This window comes from Psychrobacillus mangrovi, assembly GCF_037104765.1.
Classification (GTDB): domain Bacteria; phylum Bacillota; class Bacilli; order Bacillales_A; family Planococcaceae; genus Psychrobacillus; species Psychrobacillus mangrovi.
In genome coordinates, this window is the sequence record NZ_JBAWSY010000010.1 from 1 (window position 1) to 18,545 (window position 18,545).

Here is an 18,545-nt window from a genome sequence, read left to right on the forward strand (position 1 = left end):
TCCCATACCGAACACGGAAGTTAAGCTCTTCAGCGCCGATGGTAGTTGGGGGTCTCCCCCTGTGAGAGTAGGACGTCGCTGGGCACCAAGAAGTCGTTACCGAGTAATCGGTGGCGGCTTTTTTTGTTCAAGAAAAACAGGTCGAAGGCAAATCGATAAGTTGGTATATATGTATGCGAGAAAGTAGAGGAGCAAAGTTCGAGGAAGCAAGGAAGAGAGACTCACAGCGTATGATATAACGCGAGATATTTTTGATTCTATTTAAGATAGACTGTGGGATCTCAGATGAAGTATACTCTTCCTGTGAGAAATGGTTGCTCTCTCGGTAGAGTTGGTTGCTTTCTATTTTGTTAAGTCGCTTATACAATGATTTTGGTTGCTCTCACAGGAGAACTAGTCTCCCTTATCCATAATTTTACTGAAAAAACGAGTTTATTTTTAGAATGGTCTCGGTATCATCTAAAATGGACTCGAATTAAGAAAATTTGGTCTCTATTCTGACTAAATTGGTCTTGGTTTGTGTAAAATTAGTCTCGATCTGCCAGTAACTGTATTCTCTTAACCCGGTTTAACCTATACCAGCAAATCATAAATAACAAATCTCCTCATCTCACTAAAATAATATGTACCAAATTTATTTGTTAGAAAATAATTTATTGTACGTTAAAAAATTGTGATAAAGTTATTAAATATAGACTTGAAATTTCAAAAAGTATTGTTATAATTATATTTGTACTTTAAAAATCATGACGTTCCGAAGTAGCTCAGTGGTAGAGCAATCGGCTGTTAACCGATCGGTCGTAGGTTCGAGTCCTACCTTCGGAGCCATTTTTTTGTCTATGCTTCCATAGCTCAGTAGGTAGAGTGCTTCCATGGTAAGGAAGAGGTCAGCGGTTCGAATCCGCTTGGAAGCTTACACGTGGAGTAGACTTTTATGAACTACTTGTCTTAGAAGTACAAATATGTTACTATTATTCTTGTCCAGTTTTGACTGAAAGAACGACAATAGTTGACGCAGAGATGCGCTGCTTATTGTGATATTATAACCCAGGAGGATTAGCTCAGCTGGGAGAGCATCTGCCTTACAAGCAGAGGGTCGGCGGTTCGAGCCCGTCATCCTCCACCATTTAATTTTTCATATAGCTTTGGAGGGGTAGCGAAGTGGCTAAACGCGGCGGACTGTAAATCCGCTCCTTAGGGTTCGGCGGTTCGAATCCGTCCCCCTCCACCAGTTTATTGGGGTATAGCCAAGCGGTAAGGCAACGGATTTTGATTCCGTCATGCCCTGGTTCGAATCCAGGTACCCCAGCCAACACTGTTTTGTTTTATCTACGGGGCCTTAGCTCAGCTGGGAGAGCGCCTGCCTTGCACGCAGGAGGTCAGCGGTTCGATCCCGCTAGGCTCCATCATAAAGAAAAAGGTATTCCATTCATATGGAATACTTTTTTTATGTTCCACTAATCTTTCCAAATTCGGTGGATCGTATATTCATCATTGGCGAATTGCAGTAGGAATACATCTGGATTGCTTAAACTCTTCCATTGCTCGAAGCCAAAATCATCTTGGTAGTGCTTCAATAGTAAGGACATAATATTTCCATGTGTCACTATAATCGTATTTTCTATATCACTCACTAAAACTTCCTCTATTACATTCACTATTCTTGCTTGTGCTTCGCTACTTGCTTCGCCGCCTTCTAATTTTAAGTTCATATCGTAAAATGTTTCTTTTAACTTATAAAGCCAATCTGGCAGATAATTTGCGCTTAATATTCGCTCTGACAAACGTTTATCCGCCTGTATTTCTAATTCCCTAACCTTGGCAAACGGTTCAATTGATTGTCGAGCTCTTAAATACGGGCTTGAAATAATTTGGTCGACAGTAATGTTATTCAAGAAGCTAGATAGTTCTATCGCTTGATTATACCCTTTTTCAGTTAGGGGTGCATCTGCTTCCTGTCCTTCCGCTTGGCAATGTCTAATCAAAAATATATTTTTTTTCATTTATTCACCTCGTAAAATTAATTATCCAAAATAGTAATTAGATATTTTTTCTATAAATTCCTGCTCGAGACCTCCTCTATTTTTTAGTAATAAATATGTTTTTACTTTTGGAAGAGGAAATAAATCGAAAGGTACATTCATAACACGTCCTTCGATTAACTCTCTTTTAATAATGGATTGTGGAAGAAATGAAATACCGAGTCCTTCTTGAATAAAGCGTTTTACTATATGGGCTTGGGTTACTCTCATTGTACGCATGTTAATTACTTGCTTACGTAGTTGTAATAGAAGAGTATCCCAATAAACCGGATGGTGATGAGTGAATAAGTAATTGCGAGATAAGTATTCATATGGGTTCACGATGGGTCCTGATTCCTCGTCATATCCATCGGAAGGAACGACGAATAAAATAGGATCTTCAAAGAGCTCGACAGATTGTATTTCTTTCCTTGTTGCATCTAATGCAGAAATACCGATATGAACATCTCCTTGCCATACTAGTTCTTCAATTGTACTTGATTCTTCTACTCTTATAGATACTTCTAAGTTTGGATGTTTGTCCATAAAGGAGCGTAATATGTAAGGTAAGATAGTTTCAGCCATTAGAGGAGAAATGGCAATATTCCACTTATGGGTATATCCTTCTGAAAAAGCATGTAATCGATGCACACTTTTCTCCAAACTTTTTGTGAGCAGGACTGCTTCTTGATAAAACATTTTCCCAGCATCGGAAAGGCTTACGCGCTTGTTCATTCGATCAAATAGAGGGATCCCTAAATATTCCTCTAATAATTTTATATGAACCGTTACGCCTGGCTGAGAAATTAGTAAGATTTCGGATGCTTTTCTAAAATTGCATGTTTCAGCTGCTACAACAAAAGTCTTCAACCATTGATATTCCACTAGAAACTCTCCTTTTAATTAATAATCATAATTAACTTTATTCAAATTATTTAATTTTCATAATTATATTACTTTATTATACTAAAAGAAAAGGAAGGGGTATGAATATGTTTCAAAAAGGATTAAAAGGTGTAGTAGCGGTGCATACAAAAGTTGGTTTGGTCGATGGTGATAATGGAATACTGAGATACCGCGGTGTGGATGTGAAAGAATTGGTACTGGATTATTCATTTGAAGAAGTTGCCTACTTTTTACTATATAACAATTTACCTTCAGAAAATGAACTACAGCTCTTTACTAATAAACTCATAAAAGGAAGAACACTGCCGGAATATGTCCAAACAATCATTGATACTCTACCATCAACGGCTTCCATTATGGATGCCATGAGAACAGCAATATCTGCATTTGGTACAACCGGATTTTTAGAAAAAGACACAATGGAGCAAGCAATTCACTTAACAGGAGCTCTGCCAGTAATAATTGCAAGGCACTACCGAAATCAACAGGAACTTCCAATAATTGAGCAGAACAGTGATTTTTCGCATACAGAAAATTATTTATGGATGCTTCAAGGGACTTCTCCATCCTTAGCACAGGTAGAAGCACTGGAAACTTATTTAAAGCTAACGATGGAGCATGGATTAAATGCGTCTACCTTTGCAGCGAGAGTGACTATCTCGACAGAATCTGATTTACCTGCAGCGCTCACCTCTGCCATTGGTACAATGAAAGGCCCTTTGCATGGAGGAGCCCCTGCAGAAGTTTTAAATTTGCTTGAGGAAATAAAAGAGGAATCCAGAATACGAGTAGTTATCGAAGAAAAGCTAAAAAAGGGAGAAAAAGTCATGGGGTTTGGACATCGTATTTATAAAACCGAGGATCCTCGATCTATTTTGCTAAGGGAAGCGTGTGTCCGTTTACAAGGCTCTGATCCATGGCTAGATTTGGCGACAATGGCCGAAAAAGAGATTACTTCACTTTTAGAAAAATACAAGCCAGGGAGAAACCTGTATACGAATGTAGAATTTTATGCAGCAGCCATTATGCGTTCAATCGACATGCCTTCGGTTTTATTTACTCCAACTTTTAGCATGGCACGTATGGTAGGTTGGAGTGCTCATGTCATAGAACAGGTGGAGGATGCATCTATCTTTCGACCACAATCTCTGTATGTAGGAGATATATCGGAAAAATAATTCTTTTCAACACCTCACTTTTTCTATTATGATAAAAGAAAAGTGAGGTGTTGGATTTGGCAGAAGTAATTGTATTTGGAGATGTGACATTACGTCCATTAGAACAAAGTGATATACAACATTTATGGGAGTTATATAACCCCAAAATCTTTGAATTTATGTTGAATAAAGTAGAAAACTATGAACAGCTAGAGCGCTGGCTACAAGTAGGAATCCAACAAATGAACATTGCCAAAACCGCGCTTGCATTTGTGGTACAACAAACAGACACAAAAGAAATTATAGGAACGACACGTATATATGGAATTGATCCAATAAATCATGCATGTGAAATTGGTTCAACTTTCTACGGTCAAAATTTTCAACGTACACATGTTAATACGACATGCAAATATCTATTATTAAAACATTGCTTTGAAAATCTTGGAATGATTCGAGTTCAATTTAAAACGGATGAATTAAATGTGAAGTCTCAACGTGCTATAGAACGAATAGGTGGAGTGAAAGAAGGCGTTTTACGTAATGAGCGCTTACGTTCTAATGGAACTGTAAGAAATGCGGTTGTCTACTCAATCATCGATAGTGAATGGGAAGAAGTAAAAAAACATCTTGTTCAGCTTATGAATAAATATTCGTGATTTTGCTTGGTTGAGCCAACACCCCTTTAGGATTTACAATAGGTGTATAAAAAGCAGGGGGTATAAATTCATGAATAAATTAAATATATCTATTGTAGGTGTACCGATGGATCTTGGCCAAAATAGACGAGGTGTCGATATGGGACCGAGCGCTATTCGTTACGCAGGAGCGATTGAACGATTAAAAGCACTAGGCCATACGGTAAATGATAAAGGCGATATAGTAATAGGAAGAAAAGAAATATCAAAAAATACAAAGCTACGTAACTTAGAAGAGGTAGTTGAGGGGAATACAAAGCTTGCAAATGAAGTGAAGGAAATTCTTGCAGAAGGGGATTATCCTTTAGTTCTTGGTGGGGATCATAGCATTGCCATTGGAACTATAGCAGGTTTAGCAGATAAATATAAAAATCTTGGAGTAATTTGGTACGATGCACATGCAGATTTAAATACCGAAGAAACTTCTCCGTCAGGAAATATACACGGGATGCCATTAGCTGTAAGCCTTGGGTTAGGACATACTGACTTAGTGAAAATTCGCTCTTACACTCCTAAGCTAAAACCTGAAAACGTAGTAATTATTGGTGCACGCTCCGTCGATCCTGGTGAACGAGAATTGATTAAAGAAAAAGGCATTAAAGTTTTCTCTATGCATGAAATAGACAAGCTTGGAATGACGAAAGTGATGGAACAAACCATAGAGTATTTCCAAAAGCGAGAAGTGGATGGTGTTCATCTATCGCTAGACCTAGATGGAATAGACCCAATATACACGCCAGGTGTTGGTACTCCAGTTCCTGGGGGAATTACTTATCGTGAAAGTCATTTAGCTATGGAGATGCTTTATTCATCAAACTTAATTACTTCAGCTGAGTTTGTAGAAGTAAATCCCATTCTTGATGAGAAAAATAAAACTGCAGACGTTGCGGTTGCCCTTATGGGATCATTGTTTGGAGAAAGTCTTTTATAGAGTTGAAAAGCAGACATTTAGGTGTCTGCTTTTCTTTTTTTAAAATAAACCCACAATTGGAAGATTTTTTGATAAAATTAAAATAAAGAAAAAATAAATGAAACCTGTTACTACCTTTAATCGTATAGGTAAGACAGCCGCATGGAGCGGAGGGGAATCACGATGGATGCGTTGGTGAATAAGCGAATAAAACAAGTGTTAAAAGGTGACAAAGACGCATTCGCGGAGATTGTTGACCTGTATCAGAGTAAACTCTTTCAAGTTTGTTATCGTATGTTAGGGAATCGTCATGAAGCTGAAGATATTGCACAAGAAGCTTTTGTAAGAGCCTATATTAACATTCACACATTTGATCAAAAAAGAAAATTTTCCACTTGGCTGTATAGGATTGCTACTAATTTATGTATTGATCGTATTCGTAAAAAAAAGCCAGATTATCATTTAGATGCAGAAGTTGCAGGTACAGAAGGACTTAATATGTATTCACAAATTGCGGCATCAGAAGAACTTCCAGAAGAAGAATTGATGAAGCTCGAGTTGCAGGATCGAATACAATATGAAATAAGTCGATTGCCAGATAAATATCGATCAGCAATCGTGCTGAAATATATGGAAGAATTATCTTTACAAGAAATAAGTGAAATATTAGAATTACCACTTGGGACAGTTAAAACAAGAATTCATAGAGGTCGAGAAGCACTTAGAAAACAGCTAAGTAAACAGCCTAATTTTTAATAGGAGGGAAACACGATGAATGCATGTCCAGAGCGAATTGTTCACTTTATGCATGAATATTTAGATGGTGAAATTAGCCGTGAACATGAGCTTGAACTGAAATCTCATTTGCAGTCATGCGTGGATTGTCAGGCTCATATGCATGAGCTAAGCGATGTTGTAGCGTTCGTAAAGGGAGCTGCTCGTGTAGAGGCACCAACTAATTTTACCAATGCAGTTATGGCAAAACTTCCAAAAGAAAAATCTCATGCTGGTGTTAGTAGATGGTTGAGACAACATCCCATTCTTACTGCAGCAGCATTGTTCTGCTTATTTATGAGTAGTGCACTATTTACTAACTTCAATGAGGAGCAGCAGTTCTCTTTTACCAAGCAAGAAAATGTGGTTGTAGAAGGAGAAACAATTGTAATTCCTAAAGGACAAGTCGTGAAAGGTGATCTTGTTGTGAAAAATGGAGATGTTCAAATTGACGGTGAACTGGATGGAAACTTAACCATTATTAACGGTTCTAAATATATGGCATCTACAGCAAATATCACAGGGAAAACTGAGGAAATAAATGAAGTGTTTGATTGGCTTTGGTTTCATATAAAAGATGCGGGTAAGCAGGTAGTATCATTTTTTGAAAAGGAAGAAACTAAATAATTTTTAATGACGTTTCCAATTGAAGTCTACCTTATTTTAGGTAGGCACAAATTGAAGACATTTTATTGGAATGGAGAAGCGTCCGCTCGAATCCTGCGGGATCCTATATAAAATAAATAACTGTAGACTACTCGTTTTTTGAGTTTTTCTACAATCTGAGTCTACCTTAATTTTGGTAGACTTTTTTGCTTCATAAAGGCGGAATGTTCATTATCATGTTATACTTACAGAGTATGGATTTGTTATGAAGAGTGGGGGATGCCACATGTCGTTTATGGAGCAATTTACGGATTTAATGCCAGTAAACGTTATTGTAAACATTTTAGATGTATTATTCGTTTGGTTCGTTATATATAAAATAATAACTTTGATAAAAGGAACGAAAGCAGTTCAATTATTAAAAGGAATTTTTGTCATTATTATCGCTCGTGTCGTAACAGACTTTTTAGGCATGGATACGCTAGGTTGGTTGCTTGAAAATGTAATTAGTATTGGATTTTTTGCTATTATTGTTATTTTCCAGCCAGAAATTAGAAGAGCGTTGGAGCAAATTGGTAGAGGTAAACTGTTTGCAAGAAGCTCTCTGCAAGAAGAAGAGGAGCAAAGTCGTCTTATTACTGCGATGACCAAGTCAGTTAGTTATATGGCAAAGCGTCGAATTGGAGCTTTAATATCTATTGAAAGAGAAACTGGTTTATCAGACTACATTGAGACTGGTATCCCATTAAATGCGAACATCACTTCCGAGTTATTGATTAATATTTTCATTCCTAATACCCCGTTGCATGATGGAGCAGTAATCGTGCAAAAAAACAAAATAGCTTCTGCCGCTTGTTATTTACCATTATCTGAAAGTCCATTTATATCGAAGGAGCTTGGAACAAGACACCGTGCTGCTATCGGCTTAAGTGAAGTAACAGATGCGATAACGATTGTTGTTTCAGAAGAAACAGGAGCAGTAAGTTTGACATCGAATGGTGATCTCCATAGAAATTTATCCGTGGAAGAATTCGAAGCACATTTGAAGAGACTTTGGTTTGGACCAACGGAGGAATCAGTAACTTCTTCTAAATGGTTGTGGAGGGGGAAACAAAATGGATAGAATGATGGATAGTCCATGGTTCTTACGAATAATAGCATTAACTTTAGCCGTTCTGTTATTTGTTTCCGTTAAAACAGGGGAGGGTACAAGTTCGAGCACAAGTGGAACCCAAATAGATGTACTTCGAGACGTACCAGTTGAAGTATATTATGATGATGAAAACTCAGTCGTAACTGGAGTTCCAGAAACAGTTACAGTAAATATAGAAGGTCCGACACAAGTAGTATTATCCGCTAAAATGATGAAGGACTATAAATTGTTTATTGATTTACGGAAGTTAACCTATGGAGAGCACAGAGTGGCTATTTCAAGTGAAAATTTTTCAGATAAATTAAAGGTTCGAATAGATCCTGTTTATGTAGATGTAAATATTGAAGAGAAAATATCTAAGGAATTCAGAGTAGACCCGGAAATGAATGAAGGGTTGTTAGCAGAAAATTACATCGTTAAGTCCTATGAGGTTGAACCAAAAATGGTTACAATTACTGGTGCAAAAAGTATCATAAATAGCATAGGCTATGTAAAAGCAACTATTGTTGGAGATCCAGGAATTACAAAATCCTTTGATAAAGAAGCAAGTGTTAGAGTTCTGGATCGTGATTTAAACAAACTAGATGTGATAGTAGATCCTAAACAGGTACAAGTAAAAGTAAATATAGAAGAACATAGCAAGGAAGTCCCGATTGTATTAAGGCAAAAGGGTTCTCCGAAGCAAGATGTGACGATTAACGGGTTAACTACTAATGTCGAAACTATTCGGCTGTTTGGTCCACGCAATATACTGGATAGATTTAATCAGTTGACTGTCGATGTTGATATAAGTAAACTTGAAAAATCTGGTGATCTTGACGTGAAGTTAGCGATACCAGACGGGGTTACAAGGATGTCACTCGACAAAATCAAGGTTACTGCAGATGTGACACCTGCTCCAGTAACAGAACCGCCAGCAGAATCACCACCAGCAGAAGAGGAAACAAAAGAAGAATCTGTTCCTACTGACAGTGAAAAATCTTTTGAGCAAGTGGCAGTAGAAGTTAGAGGACTCTCCGATGAACTAGCGAGTGATTTTAAAACTCCGACAAACGGTTTAGTTACTGTGACAGCAAAAGGAACACGGGAAGAATTAGATAAAATAAATAAGAGCAATATTGCACTTTATGTAGAAGCACAAAATGCAAAAGTAGGGGAGAATACTTTTCCGATAAAAATGGATGCCCCTACAGATGTTCAATGGGAAATGTCTGCGTCTGAGGTAAAGATAACAGTTAAAGAAGCTTAATACGCAGGACAACAGGTTTTTAAGGAGAGAAGATTAATGGGAAAATACTTTGGAACAGATGGTGTGAGAGGAGTAGCAAACTCAGAACTAACACCGGAACTTGCTTTTAAATTAGGCCGCTTTGGTGGATATGTACTAACAAAAGGAGCAGAAAATCGTGCGAAGGTTTTAATTGGGCGTGATACTCGCGTATCTGGTCATATGTTAGAAGGTGCTCTTGTGGCTGGACTTCTTTCTGTTGGAGTAGAAGTAATGCGTCTCGGTGTAATAAGTACACCAGGGGTTGCTTACTTAACACGAGTAATGAGTGCTGATGCAGGAGTAATGATTTCAGCATCTCACAACCCGGTTGCAGATAATGGTATTAAATTTTTTGGTTCAGATGGTTTTAAACTTTCCGATGAACAAGAAGAAGAAATTGAACTTTTACTAGATGCAGAGAATGACGAGCTACCACGTCCGACTGGAGCAGGTGTTGGATCTGTATCTGATTATTTTGAAGGCGGACAAAAATATATCCAATACTTAAAACAAACAGTCGATGAAGAATTTATTGGCCTTCACGTAGCGTTAGATTGTGCAAATGGTGCAACTTCCTCACTTGCTACTCATGTTTTTGCTGACTTAGAGGCGGATTTATCCACAATGGGTGCATCACCAAATGGTTTGAATATAAACGATGGTGTAGGATCTACACATCCTGAAGAGCTGTCGAAATTTGTGCTAGAAAAGGGAGCGCATGTTGGACTTGCTTTTGATGGGGATGGAGACCGACTAATTGCGGTAGACGAAAAAGGGAATATTGTAGACGGCGATCAAATTATGTATATTTGTGCAAAGCATTTAAATACACAAGGTCGTTTAAATAACAACACGGTTGTTTCAACAGTTATGAGTAATATGGGCTTTTATAAAGCACTAGAAACACACGAAATGACTAGTGTGAAAACAGCTGTTGGAGATCGTTACGTTGTAGAAGAAATGAAAAAGAATAGCTATAACCTAGGCGGGGAACAGTCAGGGCACATCGTGTTTTTAGACTATAACACGACAGGTGATGGCTTGTTAACTGGTTTACAGCTTGTAAACATTATGAAAATTACAGGGAAAAAACTTTCAGAACTTGCTTCTGAAATGACGATATACCCACAAAAACTTGTAAATGTTCGCGTAACTGACAAACATGCTGTAACGCAAAATGAAAAAGTAGCTACAATTATAAGTGAAGTGGAAGCAGAGATGGCAGGCAATGGCCGTGTTTTAGTTCGTCCATCTGGGACGGAGCCGCTTGTACGTGTAATGGTAGAAGCAGCAACTGAAGAGGAATGCGAAAAATATGTAAACCGAATCGTTGAAGTGGTAAAAGACGAAATGGGTTTAGCTGAATAATAGTATGAAAATCCGACATTATGTCGGATTTTTTTATTTCTCTTTATAGAATAATCTTATTTGAATGTTTAGTTTAGATACTTTTGTGGAATAACAAGAGAGAACAAAACAGATAAGGAGTGACGAAATGGCTAAAGTAGCAACATTAGTTACAAATATGTTTGAAGACGTGGAATATACTAGTCCTGCACAAGCATTAAACGATGCAGGTCATGATGTATTTATTATTGAAAAACAAGCTGGAAATGAAGTGACAGGTAAACAAGGTGAAGCGAATTTAAAGGTGGACTATGGTATTGATGATGTGAAGCCGGAAGATTTTGATGCACTATTTATTCCAGGCGGATTTTCCCCGGACATCTTACGTGCAGACGATCGCTTTGTAAATTTTGCTAAAGCGTTTATGGATGCTAAAAAACCAGTATTCGCAATTTGCCATGGTCCACAGCTTCTTATTACAGCTAAAACATTAGAGGGACGAGACGCTACAGGGTATAAATCGATTAAGGTCGATTTAGAAAATGCAGGCGCTAATTTCCACGATGAGGAAGTATTTGTTTGTGGAAATCAACTCGTAACAAGTCGAACACCAGATGATTTACCAGCATTCAACAGAGAAATTGTGAAATTGTTGAAGTATTAAATCGGTGAGAGACATTCTTAAAAGAATGTCTCTCTTTATTTTTAAATTATTAGAATATTCATATAGATTCCCTTTGTTAAATATATTATAATAATTTATTGCTAAAAATAAAGGGGACCTCTTATGGATTATTTATATCATCCGTTTCAAGCAAAGCGTCATACTGTTTTCTCTAAAAAAGGAATGGTTGCGACATCGCAACCACTAGCAGCACAAGCGGGTTTGGAGATTCTTCAAAAAGGTGGAAATGCTATTGATGCAGCCATAGCTACAGCTGCAGCATTGACAGTAGTAGAACCGACATCCAACGGTATTGGCGGAGATGCATTTGCTCTCGTATGGACAAAAGACAAATTACATGGTTTAAATGCATCTGGACCAGCTCCACAGTCCATTTCTGCAGAAGCAATTCGAGACAAGGGCCATGAAACTATTCCTGCTTTTGGTGTTATTCCTATTACGGTTCCCGGTGTCCCGGCAGCATGGGCAGAGTTATCCATTAAATATGGGAAACTCCCACTTCAAGAAGTGCTCATCCCGGCAATCCGATATGCGGAGGAAGGCTATCCTTTAACTCCGATCCTCGGTAAGTACTGGAAAGCAGCATATAAGAGGTATAAAAACACATTTACGACAGAGGAATTTGCAGCTTGGTTTGAGACGTTTGCACCAAATGGAAGAGCTCCTGAAATCGGAGAAATATGGTCTTCTCCAGATCTTGCTAAAACATTAATAGCTATTGGTGCATCAAATGCACGTGACTTCTATGAAGGTGAGATTGCAAATAATATAGATGCGTTCATGAAAAAGCACGGAGGTTTCTTATCAAAAGAAGATTTAGCATCATTCAAACCTGAATTTGTAGAACCTATTTCAACGATTTATAAAGGGTATGATGTGTGGGAAATTCCACCGAATGGGCAGGGTATGATAACTCTTATGGCTTTAAATATATATAAGCAACTAAATAACCCAGAGTGGCAAAACGCAAATATCCTCCACGAGCAAATCGAAGCGATGAAGCTGGCTTTCACAGATGGTAAAGCGTTCATTACCGATCCAAATGCTATGCCTGTAAAAATAGAACATTTATTATCGAATGAATACGCTAAATCACGAGCAGCAACTATTTTGGATGAAGCAAGCAATCCTGAACCGTATGAACTACCTAAAGGTGGAACTGTTTATTTGGCAACTGCTGACGAAGAAGGGAACATGGTTTCATACATACAAAGCAACTACATGGGGTTTGGCTCAGGTATTGTAGTGCCTGGGACTGGAATTGCATTGCAAAATAGAGGACATGACTTTTCATTAAATGAATCTCACCCTAACTTAATTGAGCCTGGGAAACGAACATATCATACGATTATTCCTGGATTCTTAACGAAAGATGGTCAAGCAGTTGGGGCATTTGGAGTAATGGGTGGGTATATGCAGCCACAGGGGCATTTTCAAGTAGTGACGAATACAATCGATTATTTATTGAATCCACAAGCAGCCCTTGATATGCCACGCTGGCAGTGGATAAAAGGAAAAACTGTCCACGTAGAACCAGAATTTCCGAACTATCTTGTTCAAAGCTTAATAAGGAAAGGCCATGACATAAATGTAGCATCCGACACAGGATCTTTCGGACGTGGGCAAATTATTTGGAGAAACCCAGAAACAGGAGTCCTTCAAGGCGGAACGGAATCTCGAACAGATGGATCCATTGCCGTTTGGTAGATTAGTAGTTTATTTGATTCGTTTGAACCTTTTTTGTGCATAGTTCTATCAACCCGCTATGCAAAAGAGTCACTGAAATAAGGCTCTTTTGCATAGCAAAATATCGATTTATAGCATATATAGATAGAGGTACTTAATTGACTATCAAATGTAAGTTAAGTATTATAATTAAGGTGCAGACTTAGAAAACCTAATCGTTTCTGTACCCGCGTAGATATGGAGGGAAAGTAAACGCGTAAAAATAAGGAAAACAATTATAGCGCCTGAGCTGAAGAAATTGGACGAAACAGATCTTCAGCAGACGAGGTGGAGGTTATCGAATTTTCGGCGGATGCCTCCCGACCGTATTTGCCCGGTTGTTATTCTTTTTCATAAACCATACAAGTGATTGTATGACAGAGGGAAAAAGAAGGCATTCTTAGCTTAATGAGTTTGGTTAAGACTTTGTAGAAAAATTCTTCAATTGAATGTGGAGCTTTAGACTGATTGAAAATGCTTGTCAGTCGAGGTAACCTAAGTTCGCGACATCCATGTCGCAACAGTTACATGACCCACATCTTGTGGGCCCACACTTTGTACGAGGCGGAAGCGTATAGAACTTATAGTTCATGAGCTTACAACGAGGTACAAGTAACGAAGAATGTGAGCGTTTCTCAACAGTCTGAAGCAAGTTTATTTTGACATGAATGTAAACGGAGGAAATTAAATTATGTGTGGAATTGTAGGATATATTGGTGAAACAGATACAAAGGAAATTTTATTAAAAGGTTTAGAAAAATTAGAGTACCGCGGTTATGACTCAGCGGGAATCGCTGTGTTGAATGAAGAGGGCGTAGTCGTTTTTAAAGAAAAAGGACGTATTGCAGACTTACGTGACATTGTAGATGAAGAAGTAGGCGCAAAACTTGGAATTGGTCATACACGATGGGCTACTCACGGTGTTCCAAATCAACTAAACGCGCATCCTCATCAAAGTACAACTAAACGTTTTACTTTAGTGCACAATGGTGTTATTGAAAACTACCACCTTATGAAAAAAGCGTATTTATCCAATGTAAAAATGGAATCTGACACGGATACAGAAGTGATTGTACAACTTATTGAAAAATTTTCACAAGATGGTTTATCTACTGTAGATGCGCTTAGAAAAACATTGCATCTAATTCACGGATCATATGCAATTGCTCTTATTGATAGAGAAGATCAAAACACGATTTATGTAGCAAAAAATAAATCACCACTACTTGTAGGATTAGGAGATGGATTTAACGTAGTAGCTTCTGATGCTATGGCAATGCTACAAGTGACAGAGCACTATGTAGAGCTACATGATCAAGAAATCGTGATCGTGCATAAAGATTCTGTAGAAATTCAAAAGCTAGATGGAACAAAAGTAGAACGTGCTCCATACAAAGCAGAACTAGACATGAGCGATATTGAAAAAGGGACATATCCTCACTATATGTTAAAAGAAATGGATGAACAGCCAGCTGTTATCCGTAAAATAATACAAGCGTATCAAAACGAACAAGACGAACTTACAATCGACCAATCTATTTTAGATGCACTACATGAAGCAGATCGTCTTTACATTATCGCAGCAGGAACAAGCTATCATGCAGGATTGATTGGGAAAGAATACTTTGAGAAGGTTGCAGGTATTCCAGTAGAAGTGCATATTTCTAGTGAATTCGGCTACAACATGCCACTTCTATCAGCAAAACCAATATTTATGTTTATCACGCAATCAGGTGAAACTGCAGACAGTAGACAAGTACTTGTGAAAATAAAAGAAAAAGGGTACCCAACGATTACAATGACTAATGTTCCTGGATCAACCCTATCTCGTGAAGCAGACCATACGTTACTACTTCATGCTGGTCCTGAAATTGCGGTTGCATCAACAAAAGCATATGTTGCACAAGTTGCGGTATTAATGGTAACAGCATCTGTATATGCACAATCCCAAAACAGAGAATTAGACTTTGATGTTGTCAAAGAATTAGGTATTGCAGCAAATGCTGTCCAAACAATTGTCGATTCCAAAGAAGAAATGGAAGAAATCGCAACAGAATTCTTAGCAACAACTCGAAATGCATTCTTCATCGGACGTAACATCGATTTCTACGTAAGTCTTGAAGGTGCACTAAAACTAAAAGAAATTTCATATATTCAAGCAGAAGGTTTTGCAGGTGGAGAATTAAAACACGGTACCATCGCTCTAATCGAAGATGGTACACCGATTATCGCCCTTGCAACTCAACAAGCTGTTAGTTTAAATATTCGCGGAAACGTAAAAGAAGTAGTAGCACGTGGTGCCAACCCATGCATCATTGCTATGGAAGGCTTTGAAGAAGAAGGAGATCGATTCATTCTTCCAAAAGTAAACGAGCTCTTAGCTCCACTAGTAGCTGTAATCCCACTTCAACTAATCAGCTACTACGCAGCTCTACACAGAGGCTGTGACGTTGATAAACCAAGAAACTTGGCGAAATCTGTAACGGTGGAATAAATTAAAATAAATGAAAATTAATTCTTGTAGCTTTGAAATAAAGTTGCGATGTTTATAAAAAAGATACGATGTTTTGAATAAAGTCGGGACGTTTGTAAAAAAGTTGTGATGCTTCACCCCTTTGGTTATGATTAGCCAAAGGGGTGTTTTTATGTCCAAAAGAAGAGAACATCTGAAGTTGAAAAATGGATTAAACAAGGTCGTGGTGCAGGAATAGGAGTGGACCATCAGCTTTGGTTAAAGATTCAAGACGTTTCCTCAATAGGTCGATCAACGAGACTAAAAAGTATTAAGACAAGCAGACAGCATGAATTTTTATCAGATTTGGAACGAAACTACTTTTATTTAACTGTATTTTCAGATGTAGTTATTGATATTCGAGAACAATTTCCTTTATTACCACAAGAAGAGACGATTTTAATTGCAGAAGAATTAGGGATAAAGCATCCAACTGATCCGAAAACGGGAGAGTCAATTGTGATGACAACGGACTTCTTGTTTAACGGTAGATAAAGGGCAGGGAGTATTTGAGTTTGCTCGAACAATTAAAATGAAGGAAAAGTTATTGGATGAGCGAGTGTTAGAAAAGTTTGAGATTGAGCGGGAATATTGGGAGCGTAAAGGCATCAATTGGAAGTTGCACCGTTTTACCCCTTTGAATATCTTTGTCTAAAGGTCCTTTTGGTAAAAAATAACATAACATTACTCCACAATCTGGCCAGTTAATAGAATAAGGGAAAGGATTATTATTGGCAAATCAAAGTGGATTGATCAGAATATATTTTTGTTCATAAAACGGATTTAGTATTCCAAAACTTTATTGAAACAGGAACGTATGTTCTCTAAAGTAAAGTAAACGACAAAGGGGGAGTTTGATGAGTAACATAATACTTCGGAATGTGATTGGGGATGACCTTCCTATTTTTTTCAAGCACCAACAGAACAGTGAAGCAAACAATATGGCTGCCTTTACGAGTAAGGAACCCAATGATTGGGATAGCTTCACTACACACTGGTACAAAATTCTTACGGATAAGGATATTATTAAGCAGACGATCATTGTCGAAAATAACGTGGTTGGGCATATTTCACGTTTCGAGCAGTTCGGAGAACCAGAGGTTAGCTTTTGGATTGGAAAGGAATATTGGGGCAAGGGAATCGCAACCAACGCTTTACGGGAATTTCTAAATTACGTTACAATTCGCCCCCTTTATGCTCGTGCCGCGAAAGACAATGCTGGATCCCTCAAGGTTCTAGAGAAATGTGGATTCACGATTTCTGGTGAGGACAGCGGGTTTTCCAATGCACGTGGCGAAGATGTGGAGGAGTTTATTCTTACCCTCAATTAAAGAAATCTAAAAGTAGGGTGCTTTAATAGAATAACACACGTCGGCAGTCCTAGGTTCGCACACTACCTTATGCAACTTGATTTAATAGATGAGTATAAAATTACGTTTTCTCCCGTCCTGATCGGCAGCGGGTTGCCGTTATTCCAAGGTCTCAAGGACAAGATCAATCTTAAACTTATCGAAAACACAACCTTTGATTCTGGGGCCATAGGTCTCATTTACCAGACGGTTAGATGACCTTGTCTCCCTAAAGTAGATTACGCTATCGAGTACGATAGTTCAATAAAACAGTTGCAGTCTAGGACTTTATTTTCTCGTCCAAGGCTGCCGCTGTTTCTATTTTTGGTGTCAGTCTAGTACTTATTTTTTGAAGTCTGGAGGTTTTATAATTTGAAAAGCCGCTTGGGATAAACACATTCTGTCTAATACTTTAACATTTTTGATCAAACTTTATTTCAAAGCTACAATTCTTGTTGTATCTGCTCGAAGACAAAATAGGCTATGTTAAAGGTAAAGGTTGATTTATTGTAAAATGGTATGGTAACACCTGCCCTACAAAAAGGGTAATATCTTCTATTAACTAAAAATACCATTAGCGTAATGCATTGAAGAATTTATATTCCTCAGTGCATCCCTTTTTCTATTGAGATAGTAAGCTAGGCTTCAGAGCCGTCAACTGGTTTGTTGAATCTCTTTCTCATAAAGGGCTTTTTAAAACTGATTTCAGCAGCTAAGACACCTATTAAAATTAGGATTGCCCCTAGTCTATTTGTTTTACTTATGGCTGGTGCCATTCTTACGGGTGAAATTTGCAGCTGGATTTGTAAATGCTACGAATTGGATTTAGCGTTAATGGCATTAGCGGCATTTTTAGCTATTGCAGGTAGTCAATTATTTGCAGTTGTTAGTAGCATATTTAATCGCTAAAAATTTTATGTACAAATGTTTCATGGATTGATGAGTAATCTTTATTAACACCTAGATAGCCAAACATTTGAAGCCTAATATTTGTCTGAAAGCTAATCGGTTACAAATCCGGTTAGCTTTGGATAGAAATGAATGAGAATACTATTTGTTATCTGATTTATATTTGTGTTCGTATAGGCAGATGATGTAATAAATATAAGAGAGCAATTTTCTTTAGATTGAGAAATTACTATAGCAATTTAAAAGCAAAGAGTATTACCAATCTTTTTTACAAAATATTATTTTTAGAAATAAATTAAAACCACATTTTAATCAAAATTTTTTCCAAAATGCATGAGTTTCTTCTATTATATAATCAACGGTTTTAGCGACTGTTTATCAGACTTTATTCGAAACCTCACGTGACATAAGAACTGGTTAGATATACTAACCAGTTCTTTTATTTTGCTTGTAAATTATATTGGGATATTTCTAAAATAAAATAAAAAAACCACCTAATAATAGTCCTACCCATACATAATTG

At 37.6% G+C, this 18,545-nt stretch carries 15 protein-coding genes, 6 tRNA genes, 1 rRNA gene and 2 pseudogenes; 22 read left to right on the forward strand and 2 right to left on the reverse strand.

Translation table 11 applies throughout. The annotated features are described in order from the left end of the window. The 7 genes from rrf to WAX74_RS13200 all read left to right on the forward strand — a co-directional run. Positions 1-84: ribosomal RNA gene (rrf, locus tag WAX74_RS13170) — 5S ribosomal RNA — on the forward strand; the annotation flags it as partial. Positions 85-753: 669 nt separating this feature from the next. Beyond that, positions 754-828: transfer RNA gene (locus WAX74_RS13175), tRNA-Asn, on the forward strand. A gap of 13 nt (positions 829-841) precedes the next feature. Continuing rightward, positions 842-914: transfer RNA gene (locus tag WAX74_RS13180), tRNA-Thr, on the forward strand. A 136-nt stretch (positions 915-1,050) separates the two neighbouring features. Further along, positions 1,051-1,126 (forward strand) — tRNA-Val (locus tag WAX74_RS13185). 21 nt (positions 1,127-1,147) lie between these two features. Further along, positions 1,148-1,231 (forward strand) — tRNA-Tyr (locus WAX74_RS13190). A gap of 6 nt (positions 1,232-1,237) precedes the next feature. Next, positions 1,238-1,312 (forward strand) — tRNA-Gln (locus WAX74_RS13195). A gap of 21 nt (positions 1,313-1,333) precedes the next feature. Continuing rightward, positions 1,334-1,406 (forward strand) — tRNA-Ala (locus tag WAX74_RS13200). 51 nt (positions 1,407-1,457) lie between these two features. On the opposite strand, the gene WAX74_RS13205 is transcribed toward WAX74_RS13200, so the two are convergent. Both WAX74_RS13205 and WAX74_RS13210 read right to left on the reverse strand, forming a co-directional pair. Next, a complete protein-coding gene (locus WAX74_RS13205; protein WP_336498139.1) occupies positions 1,458-2,003 on the reverse strand; it encodes a histidine phosphatase family protein in 546 nt (181 codons plus the stop codon). A 21-nt stretch (positions 2,004-2,024) separates the two neighbouring features. Beyond that, positions 2,025-2,906, reverse strand: coding sequence for a LysR family transcriptional regulator (locus WAX74_RS13210; protein ID WP_336498140.1), 882 nt, complete (start codon positions 2,904-2,906; stop codon positions 2,025-2,027). Between the two features lie 107 nt (positions 2,907-3,013). Here WAX74_RS13210 and WAX74_RS13215 point away from each other — a divergent pair, with 107 nt between their 5' ends. From WAX74_RS13215 to WAX74_RS13285, 15 genes and pseudogenes are all read left to right on the forward strand, one after another. After that, complete coding sequence (locus tag WAX74_RS13215) at positions 3,014-4,105, forward strand: citrate synthase/methylcitrate synthase (protein WP_336498141.1); 1,092 nt, start codon at positions 3,014-3,016, stop codon at positions 4,103-4,105. Positions 4,106-4,161: 56 nt separating this feature from the next. After that, on the forward strand, positions 4,162-4,743 hold the full coding sequence (locus tag WAX74_RS13220; protein ID WP_336498142.1) for a GNAT family N-acetyltransferase: 582 nt from the start codon (positions 4,162-4,164) through the stop codon (positions 4,741-4,743). 70 nt (positions 4,744-4,813) lie between these two features. Next, entirely contained in the window at positions 4,814-5,713 is a 900-nt protein-coding gene (rocF, locus tag WAX74_RS13225) for an arginase (RefSeq protein WP_336498143.1), read from the forward strand. A 162-nt stretch (positions 5,714-5,875) separates the two neighbouring features. Further along, entirely contained in the window at positions 5,876-6,448 is a 573-nt protein-coding gene (sigW, locus tag WAX74_RS13230) for an RNA polymerase sigma factor SigW (protein WP_336498144.1), read from the forward strand. A gap of 15 nt (positions 6,449-6,463) precedes the next feature. Beyond that, positions 6,464-7,093, forward strand: a complete 630-nt coding sequence (locus WAX74_RS13235) for a zf-HC2 domain-containing protein (protein ID WP_336498145.1) — start codon at positions 6,464-6,466, stop codon at positions 7,091-7,093. Positions 7,094-7,358: 265 nt separating this feature from the next. After that, on the forward strand, positions 7,359-8,195 hold the full coding sequence (gene cdaA, locus WAX74_RS13240) for a diadenylate cyclase CdaA (protein WP_336498146.1): 837 nt from the start codon (positions 7,359-7,361) through the stop codon (positions 8,193-8,195). After that, complete coding sequence (locus WAX74_RS13245) at positions 8,188-9,474, forward strand: CdaR family protein (protein ID WP_336498147.1); 1,287 nt, start codon at positions 8,188-8,190, stop codon at positions 9,472-9,474. Before cdaA ends, WAX74_RS13245 begins: the two co-directional genes overlap by 8 nt. Before the next feature lie 36 nt (positions 9,475-9,510). Continuing rightward, positions 9,511-10,863 carry a phosphoglucosamine mutase gene (gene glmM, locus WAX74_RS13250; protein ID WP_336498148.1) on the forward strand — a complete coding sequence of 451 codons (1,353 nt, stop codon included), beginning with the start codon at positions 9,511-9,513 and terminating at the stop codon, positions 10,861-10,863. 127 nt (positions 10,864-10,990) lie between these two features. Then, positions 10,991-11,506 carry a type 1 glutamine amidotransferase domain-containing protein gene (locus WAX74_RS13255; RefSeq protein WP_336498149.1) on the forward strand — a complete coding sequence of 172 codons (516 nt, stop codon included), beginning with the start codon at positions 10,991-10,993 and terminating at the stop codon, positions 11,504-11,506. Between the two features lie 123 nt (positions 11,507-11,629). Beyond that, the gene (locus WAX74_RS13260) at positions 11,630-13,234 is read left to right on the forward strand and encodes a gamma-glutamyltransferase family protein (protein ID WP_336498150.1); all 1,605 of its coding nucleotides are present in this window, start codon (positions 11,630-11,632) and stop codon (positions 13,232-13,234) included. Positions 13,235-13,943: 709 nt separating this feature from the next. Then, positions 13,944-15,746 carry a glutamine--fructose-6-phosphate transaminase (isomerizing) gene (glmS, locus tag WAX74_RS13265; RefSeq protein ID WP_336498151.1) on the forward strand — a complete coding sequence of 601 codons (1,803 nt, stop codon included), beginning with the start codon at positions 13,944-13,946 and terminating at the stop codon, positions 15,744-15,746. Between the two features lie 189 nt (positions 15,747-15,935). Continuing rightward, a pseudogene (locus tag WAX74_RS13270) lies at positions 15,936-16,410 on the forward strand (TnsA endonuclease N-terminal domain-containing protein); the annotation flags it as partial. A 211-nt stretch (positions 16,411-16,621) separates the two neighbouring features. Further along, positions 16,622-17,095, forward strand: coding sequence for a GNAT family N-acetyltransferase (locus tag WAX74_RS13275; protein ID WP_336498152.1), 474 nt, complete (start codon positions 16,622-16,624; stop codon positions 17,093-17,095). 18 nt (positions 17,096-17,113) lie between these two features. Continuing rightward, positions 17,114-17,332 (forward strand): annotated as a pseudogene (locus WAX74_RS13280) (dihydrofolate reductase family protein); the annotation flags it as partial. Positions 17,333-17,875: 543 nt separating this feature from the next. Further along, positions 17,876-18,022, forward strand: a complete 147-nt coding sequence (locus WAX74_RS13285) for a hypothetical protein (protein ID WP_336498153.1) — start codon at positions 17,876-17,878, stop codon at positions 18,020-18,022. Positions 18,023-18,545 lie beyond the last annotated feature (523 nt).

Coding starts and splice junctions, on each gene's coding strand:
- WAX74_RS13255 (WP_336498149.1), top strand. CDS start 10,991: ATGGCTAAAGTAGCAACATTAGTTACAAATATGTTTGAAGACGTGGAA.
- WAX74_RS13215 (WP_336498141.1), top strand. CDS start 3,014: ATGTTTCAAAAAGGATTAAAAGGTGTAGTAGCGGTGCATACAAAAGTT.
- rocF (WP_336498143.1), top strand. CDS start 4,814: ATGAATAAATTAAATATATCTATTGTAGGTGTACCGATGGATCTTGGC.
- WAX74_RS13285 (WP_336498153.1), top strand. CDS start 17,876: ATGGCTGGTGCCATTCTTACGGGTGAAATTTGCAGCTGGATTTGTAAA.
- WAX74_RS13235 (WP_336498145.1), top strand. CDS start 6,464: ATGAATGCATGTCCAGAGCGAATTGTTCACTTTATGCATGAATATTTA.
- WAX74_RS13275 (WP_336498152.1), top strand. CDS start 16,622: ATGAGTAACATAATACTTCGGAATGTGATTGGGGATGACCTTCCTATT.
- WAX74_RS13260 (WP_336498150.1), top strand. CDS start 11,630: ATGGATTATTTATATCATCCGTTTCAAGCAAAGCGTCATACTGTTTTC.
- sigW (WP_336498144.1), top strand. CDS start 5,876: ATGGATGCGTTGGTGAATAAGCGAATAAAACAAGTGTTAAAAGGTGAC.
- glmM (WP_336498148.1), top strand. CDS start 9,511: ATGGGAAAATACTTTGGAACAGATGGTGTGAGAGGAGTAGCAAACTCA.
- WAX74_RS13245 (WP_336498147.1), top strand. CDS start 8,188: ATGGATAGAATGATGGATAGTCCATGGTTCTTACGAATAATAGCATTA.
- glmS (WP_336498151.1), top strand. CDS start 13,944: ATGTGTGGAATTGTAGGATATATTGGTGAAACAGATACAAAGGAAATT.
- cdaA (WP_336498146.1), top strand. CDS start 7,359: ATGTCGTTTATGGAGCAATTTACGGATTTAATGCCAGTAAACGTTATT.
- WAX74_RS13205 (WP_336498139.1), bottom strand. CDS start 2,003: ATGAAAAAAAATATATTTTTGATTAGACATTGCCAAGCGGAAGGACAG.